The 7080-nt window shown below is 66.7% G+C and carries 6 protein-coding genes; 2 read left to right on the forward strand and 4 right to left on the reverse strand.

Annotation, left to right across the window (positions count from 1 at the left end; genetic code table 11):
• The first annotated feature begins 1 nt into the window (after position 1).
• Together ACXJKJ_RS26480 and ACXJKJ_RS26485 are read left to right on the forward strand one after the other, a co-directional pair.
• Complete coding sequence (locus ACXJKJ_RS26480; RefSeq protein WP_457393748.1) at positions 2-1243, forward strand: glycosyltransferase family 4 protein; 1242 nt, start codon at positions 2-4, stop codon at positions 1241-1243.
• Positions 1240-2391, forward strand: a complete 1152-nt coding sequence (locus ACXJKJ_RS26485; protein ID WP_457393750.1) for a glycosyltransferase family 4 protein — start codon at positions 1240-1242, stop codon at positions 2389-2391. The genes ACXJKJ_RS26480 and ACXJKJ_RS26485 overlap by 4 nt, the downstream gene beginning before the upstream one ends.
• On the opposite strand, the gene ACXJKJ_RS26490 is transcribed toward ACXJKJ_RS26485, so the two are convergent.
• From ACXJKJ_RS26490 to ACXJKJ_RS26505, 4 genes are all read right to left on the reverse strand, one after another.
• Positions 2363-3325 carry an acyltransferase family protein gene (locus tag ACXJKJ_RS26490; RefSeq protein ID WP_457393751.1) on the reverse strand — a complete coding sequence of 321 codons (963 nt, stop codon included), beginning with the start codon at positions 3323-3325 and terminating at the stop codon, positions 2363-2365. The two genes, ACXJKJ_RS26485 and ACXJKJ_RS26490, sit on opposite strands and share 29 nt — an antisense overlap.
• A 7-nt stretch (positions 3326-3332) precedes the next feature.
• Entirely contained in the window at positions 3333-4205 is an 873-nt protein-coding gene (locus ACXJKJ_RS26495) for a dTDP-4-dehydrorhamnose reductase family protein (RefSeq protein WP_056204344.1), read from the reverse strand.
• A 13-nt stretch (positions 4206-4218) separates the two neighbouring features.
• Positions 4219-5481 carry a glycosyltransferase family 2 protein gene (locus tag ACXJKJ_RS26500; protein WP_457393754.1) on the reverse strand — a complete coding sequence of 421 codons (1263 nt, stop codon included), beginning with the start codon at positions 5479-5481 and terminating at the stop codon, positions 4219-4221.
• Positions 5432-7080 (reverse strand): flippase (locus tag ACXJKJ_RS26505; RefSeq protein WP_457393756.1); only part of this gene is annotated, 1649 nt, incomplete at its 5' end. The genes ACXJKJ_RS26500 and ACXJKJ_RS26505, both read right to left, overlap by 50 nt.

Below are 7080 nucleotides of genomic sequence, written 5' to 3' on the forward strand. Positions count from 1 at the left end.
GATGCGCGTTCTCGTCGTCAGCCAGTACTTCTGGCCCGAAGCCTTTCGCGTCAACGAAATCGTCTCCGAGCTGCGTGCACGCGGCCATGAAGTGACCGTGCTGACCGGCCGGCCCAACTACCCCGGCGGCCAGGTCTTCGACGATTACGCGGCGGACCCGGCGGCGTTTGCCGAGTACCACGGCGCCGAAGTCATTCGCCTGCCCCTGCGGCCCCGCGGCAAGGGCTCGATCCGCCTGTTGCTGAATTACTGGAGCTTCGTCTTCTGGGGCTGCCTGCTGGGGCCGTGGAGGTTGCGTGGGCGTCACTTCGACGCCATCTTCTGCTTCGAGACCTCGCCCATCACCTCGGCCCTGCCGGCCGTGCTGCTGCGCCGCATCAAGCGGGCACCCCTGCTGCTGTGGGTGCTGGACCTGTGGCCCGACACCTTGTCGGCCGTCGGCATGGTGCGCTCGCCGCGGATGCTGGACTGGGTGGGTGGGCTGGTCGCCTTCATCTACAAGCGCTGTGACCTGATCCTGGGCCAGTCGCGCTCCTTCTTCGCACCCATCGAGCGTTGGTCGCGCGCACCTGAGAAGACGCGCTACTTCCCCCAGTGGGCGGAGGAAGCCTTCGACCGTGACCTGGCCGAAGTGGAGACCGCCACCGAACTGGCGCCGCACCGCGGCGCATTCAAGGTCATGTTCGCCGGCAATATCGGCGACGCGCAGGATTTCCCGGCCATCCTCGCGGCCGCCGAGACGATGCGGGAGCGCAGGGATGTCCACTGGCTGGTCGTTGGCGACGGCCGTGCGGCCGAGTGGGTGCGGGACGAGATCGCAAGGCGCCAGCTGGGCGACACCGTCTTCATGCTCGGCCGGCATCCGCTTGAGCGCATGCCCTCGTTCTTCAAGGGTGCCGATGCGCTGCTCGTGTCGCTCAAGGCCGAGCCCATCTTCGCCATGACCATTCCTGGCAAGGTCTCCGCCTACCTGTCGGCCGGCAAGCCGCTGCTGGCGATGCTCGATGGCGAGGGCGCCAAGGTGGTGGAGGAAGCAGGCGCTGGGCTGACCTGCCCTGCCAGCGACAGCGCCGCACTGGCCCATCAGGTGAGCCTGCTGGCCAGCATGTCCGAGCAGGAGCGTCTCGCCATGGGCTTGAAGGCGCGGGCGTATTGCCGCTCCCAGTTCCACCGCGACACGCTGATTGGCCAGCTCGAACAATGGCTGCAGGAGGCGAGCCAGGGCTTTCGCAAACAGCGATGAGCAGACCGCGCGTCCTGGTGCTCAACCCTCACTTCCTGCCCGGCAGCAAGGGGGGCGGTTCGGTGACGGCGGTGGTGAGCCTCGTCGCGCACCTGAAGGACGACTTCGACTTCGTCGTTGCCGCCAGCGCGCACGACCTGCACACCGCCGAGCCCTATTCCGCCGCGGCCTGCCTTGAGGCACAGAAAAAAGCCGGCGTCGCGTTGCACCATCTGCCGCGCGGCCTTGCCGGCCTCAGGTCGATGCAAAAGCTGCTGAGCCAGCCGTGGGATCTGGTCTACCTGAACAGCTTCCTGTCGCCGGTATTCACGGCCCTGCCGCTGCTGCTGCGGCGGCTGCGCCGGCTCGACCTGCCCGTGCTTCTTGCGCCCCGAGGCGAGCTCATGAGTGGCGCGCTGATGCAGCGCCGAGCAAAGAAGCTGCTCTACCTGCGGCTGCTGCGAGGGCTGGGCATGTTCCGAGGGCTGCAGTTCCATGCCACCAGCGAGACAGAGCGGCAAGGACTGCGCGACTTCGGCTTCGCTGCTGTCCACCTCGTCGCCGACCTCCCGCCGCGGGCGCAGGCATTGCCGACACCACTCTGTGCTGACGAATCAGCGCCCTTGAAGGTCGTTTTTCTCTCGCGCATCGAGACCAAGAAGAACCTGTTGTTCGCGCTGGAAGCGCTGGCCAAGGTCACGGCGCCCGTGTCCCTGGACATCGTCGGGCCTATCGGCAATGAAGCCTATTGGGACGCCTGTCGCGAGGCGACGACGCGCCTGCCCGACTGGGTGCACACCCGCTATCTCGGCCCGGTCGACCCCGAACAGGTCGTCGCCACGTTGGCGGACTACGAGTTGTTCCTGTTTCCGACCCGGGCAGAGAACAACGGCTATGTGATCCACGAGGCGCTGCTGGCGGGCTGCTCCCTGCTGATCAGCGATCAAACCCCATGGCGACATCTTGCTGCGGCCGGTGTTGGCGCCGATCTGCCGCTGCAGGTCTCGCAATTCGCACAAGCCGTGGACGCGTTTGCCGCCCTGCCTGCTGGTGAACGGCTTGCGCAGCGCCAGCGCGCTCAAGGCTACGGCGCAGCCAGGCTCAATGCCGAGGCCGACATTGCCGCGATGCGCACGCTGCTCACGCAGGCGGCGTCAGTGCATCGCTAGTGCCCGCCTTGTTCAACCTGCCCAGCAAGGGTTTCTCGACCCCTAGGTGCAGCCAGACCCCCGCCAGCACGGCGCCCGACAGCATCACGGGGTAGAGCACCCAACCCCAGGTTTGGCCGCGAAGGCCAACCCACATGGCGGCCTTGCATGCCGCGCTGATGAAGGGGTAGTGAACCAGGTAGATGCAGTAGGAAGCGTCGCCCAGAAGTTGCAGCGCGCGGTGTCGGCCGAACACGTGGCCGGCGCGCTCCGCGCTGACGAGGCCCAGCACCAGAATCGCCGCGCCGATGCCGAGCCAGAGCGTGGGCTTCAGGCCCGTGGTGACGTCGTACACACAGGCGCCCACGAATACCGCCGCACCCAGCAGCGCCACCATCCGCCCAGGCRGGGCCAGCCGACGCTGATCGAGGACGGCGCACAGCGCACCGGCCAGAAAGAGTGCCAGATAGACGGTGCCGTCAGGCCAGCACAACAGCGCCGCGGCGAGCGCGGCCACGCCCAAGGCCGGATGAAGAATCAGCGCCGCGAACAGCCCGTAGAACACCACCTCCCACTGCAGCGACCAGGCTACCGAAATGACCGGCGCTGATTCCGCCGGCACCAGCAGCAGGGCCCGCACGAGTTCAACCGGCGTCAGTTTGACGATGCCATGGGCACCGGCATAAGCCGCCAGAAAAACGATCCAGTAGATCGGGTAGATCCTGGCGAAGCGCTTCCAGAGAAATCGCCCGATCTGCCGCGGCCGATGGACGTCGCTGCGATGCGCCGAGGTGATGATGAAGCCGCTCAGCACGAAGAAGAACTCGACGCCGGCATGCCCGAACGGCGCCAGGAACGCGCTCACGCCGAAGTAGTGCTGGATGGCCAGGCCGAGGTGAAAGCACAGCACCATCAGTGCCGCAATGGCCCGGCCAGCCTGCAGGGACTGCAGCATCTGGCCGTCAGCCGAACATGTGCATTCGGGTCACCATCTCGTGCCAGTCGGGCGAGCGGTAGCCGGTGGCGGCCTCGAAACGACCGGCGTTCAAGGACCTGTCCAGGACGGGAAGCGGTTCGGCGTTGATCGTGTTGCCGCGGTCGTAGACGCGAGCCACCATCTGCAGCAGCTCGTACTTGCTGATGGCCGGCCCGGCCACATGGTAGATACCGCGCAGCTCCGGGTTGGGCAGCACGAACTCCTGGATGACGCGGGCGAGTTCGACCGTCGGCAGCGCCGAGAAGATGGCGTTGCTGAAGCCAGACACCGTACCGGACTGGGCCAGAAACCACCCCAGCAGCGCATGCGAGGTGTGGAGCTCATGGCCAATGATGGACGTCCGCAGCGTGACGGCGTTCTCATAGTCCACCTCGCCCATGAGCTTGCTGCGACCGTAGAGGTCGGCGGCGTCCGGGACGTCCGACTCGGCGTAGTTGCCGGCGGCGCCCGAGAACACGCAGTCCGTGCTGATGTGGACGAGTCGTGCGCCGTGATCCTGCGCGAGCCGGGTGAGGCGATGAGGAAGCAATGCGTTGATCGGAATCGTCAGCGCGGGCGCATCGGCGCCGGCCAACTGCTTGACGATGCCGATGCAGTTGATGATGACGTCCGGACGCGCTTCGGCCAACAGCCGCCGCATCGCGGACAGGTCGCCGGCATCTTCGCAAGCAATGAACGATGCGGACGGCGCGCGCGCCCTCAGGCCCTCGACCGTTTCGACACGCCGCACAGCGCCGACGACGGCATAGGACGGGTCTTGCGAGAACCAGCGCAGCACGGCGTTGCCCAGCATGCCATTGGCGCCGAGAACCAGGAGTCGCTTGGGGGAATGCGTCATGAGCAGGATGCCTTCAAACCACCAGACCGCGCACAGCCGTTTCCCAGTCGAGCTTCATCTCGACGAGGCGGGCAGCCAGGCGGGGTGGGGCCTCGGCCACGGTCGCGAGGCCATCGACGAACGGGCGCCCACCGGCGGCCGTCGGGCGCATGGCCCGAGCCAGGACATAGCGGATGCGCGCCTGTCTCAGCGTCCTTCGCTCGCGAGCGACCGCGGCCTGCAAACCCGGCAACGGCGTGCCCAGCATTTCGGCAGCTTCTGACGTCGCCTGCGCGATCTCCGATTTGAACTCCGGGTGACGCAGGCTGCACGTGCCCAGCAATCGCACGAAGTTGAACTCGGTCAGGGTCGAGGGTGCCAGGTGCTTCAAGGTTTCGAGGGCGGCGTGCGCCCAGACGGTTTCCACCGAAAAGAACTTGGGCACCCCCGGGCTCCAGCCCGAGGCGACAAAGCTGCTGGTCTGCGACTCGGCGCTGAGTTGGCCCTTGTGGGTGTTCATCGCACTGCGCCCGGTATTGCTGCCACCGGAGGCGCCCGGGATGGACAAGGGGAAGTCAACGACCAGGAATCGATCGGCACAGGCCGCCAGGCCCACGGCGCCGGAGACGTCGGGGCTCGAACCATGGAAGTACTGCCCTGAACGCTCGCGAATGCGTTCCATCAGCGTGCGGCGAACGACGCCGTGATAGATCTTGGGCAGGCCGTCCGTGCCCTGCGCGGCTTCGCGCAAAGCCAGGGCCAGCGCCTCGGAAGCCAGGCAAACCTTGCCACCGCCCATCTGCTTGGCGAAATACAGCCTGGAGGCGTGGCTGGCGCCGAAATGGCGTGAGCGGAAGTCCGGCCAGACATAGTTGGCCACCACATTGGGAGCGATCAGGTCGACGCGCTTTTGATGCGCCCACTGCGTCGCATCAAGCAGCGCACCGGAAATGGTGTCGTCATCCCCGATCAGGCACAGGTATTCGCCCTTGCTGGCTGCGACGGCGGCGTTGTGGTTGCCGGTCATGTCCAGCTTCTGCGCAGGCCTGAAATAGTTCAGGCGCGGGTCACGGCCGAGCGGGTGTTCCGCCACCCAGCGCGCCAGTTCGCCGTCGGTGCTGGTGTCGCTGACCACCAGTTCCAGTCTCTCGTCGCCCTGGCTGAGCACCGACTCGATCGCATGCATTGCGTAGCGGGCACGATTGTGCGTGGGTATCACAACAGACAAAAGCGGCGGCATGGGGTCGTCAGAGCGGATCAAGGCTGGGCATTGTCTTAGATCGCTGCCGCAGGGCATGCACAGCGCCGATCACGCAAAGCACGCTCACCAGCAGCCAGGCAGATATCCGCAACGCCGAGTTGGGTAGCAGCAGCCCCACGAAACCGAAGGGGGTCAGCATCAGCAGGGCGAGCGCCCGCCTGTCGAACAGCCGCCCGCCTCCGTGCAATGGCAGGCGCTGCGCCGCCACGACCAGCAACACGGCATCGAGCACCACGCGCGCCAGCCAGACCCAGGCCGCGGCCTCAATGCCCAGATGAGACGCAGCCCAGGCCAGCGCCACGAGGAACAAAGGCAGTTCGAGGAGATGAAGCTTGGCCGTCGTCGCGGCCTGCCCGGCGCTTTGCAAGGCGGTGTAGGGCAGTTGGGCCAACCCGGTCACGAACATGCCGAGCGAGAAGATCAGCAGGCAGCCCTGGGCCTCGGTCGCAAACGCGGCACCAAGCCAGATCGACAGCAACGGGCCGGCAAAGGTGGCCAGACCCAAGGTGATGGGCAGCAGGACCAGACTCAAGCCGAGCACTGCCTGCCTGCACAGGCGCGCGGCGTCGTGCTCCCGCTGCGCGATCTGCGCCGCCAGCGCCGGGAAAAGCACCGCCGTCAGTGCGCCTGGCAGGATCCAGAGCTTCATCACCAGCTCCTGCGGCGTGGCGTAGTAGGCCAGGGTCGCAACCGGCACGAACAGGCCGACGATGAAGCGGTCCGCATAGCCCATCAGGGGGCCCAGCAGGTTGCTGACCAGCAGCCATTGGCTGGAGCGCCACAGCGAGCCCAGCAGATCGCGCCGCCATGCGATTCGACCCCGCAGTTGAGGCAACGCCTGCCAGGCGGCGGCGCCGTGGGCCACGGCGCCCAGCAACCGCCCGATCGTGAGCACGGCGGCAATCGCTGTCAGGTCAGGGCCGCACACGTACAGAGCAACGACGGGAGCGGCAAAGGTCCAGACACCCATGGGCAATCGAATGCCATTGACAAGGCCGAAAGCGCCGCGGGCCTCCAGCATGCCGCGCAATCCGGCCGTCAGGATCACCAGAGGCAGGGCCAAGGCCATCCATCGCAGGCTGGACTGCGCCTCGCCGATGTCGGGCAAATCGTGCAGGCTGCCCACGAGCCAGGGCGCCAACAGGTAGAGCGCCAATCCGGCCGCCAGGCCGACGCCGCCCATCAGGATCAGCGCCGTGCCGCACAGCGGCCCCACCAGCGCGTCCTCGCCCTTCTCCAGCACGACGGCCAGGCGCAGCGTCAGCGCACGCGCCAAGCCGAGATCGAACAGGCCGAAATAGCTGACCAGAGCCCAGATCAGCGTCAGCAACCCAAAACGCGCCGTGCCCAGCCCCGCCAGCAGGACGGGAATCGCAAACAACGCCACCAGGAGCGGGGCACCCAGTCCGATCAGGTTCAGCAGGGAATGTCGGACGATTCTCAAGGCGGGCCTCAGGGCGCGCGATTGTAGGTGGCGGGTCGGTGCCAGCCGGCTCGGCGGGCGTCGCCTGATAACATGAGTGCCCTGCTCCAGGCCCGGGCAACTCCCCCGATCCCGCCATGTATTTCTGCCGCCAAGTGCTTCTGGTTGTGCTGCTACTGCTAGCAAGCATGGCACCGGCCTATGCCTATATC

Source organism: Roseateles sp. P5_E1, from assembly GCF_054049335.1.

Bases quoted from the DNA above. Each gene is read 5' to 3' on its own strand.
- ACXJKJ_RS26480 (WP_457393748.1), top strand. From the start codon at position 2: ATGCGCGTTCTCGTCGTCAGCCAGTACTTCTGGCCCGAAGCCTTTCGC.
- ACXJKJ_RS26485 (WP_457393750.1), top strand. From the start codon at position 1,240: ATGAGCAGACCGCGCGTCCTGGTGCTCAACCCTCACTTCCTGCCCGGC.
- ACXJKJ_RS26495 (WP_056204344.1), bottom strand. From the start codon at position 4,205: ATGACGCATTCCCCCAAGCGACTCCTGGTTCTCGGCGCCAATGGCATG.
- ACXJKJ_RS26500 (WP_457393754.1), bottom strand. From the start codon at position 5,481: ATGCCCTGCGGCAGCGATCTAAGACAATGCCCAGCCTTGATCCGCTCT.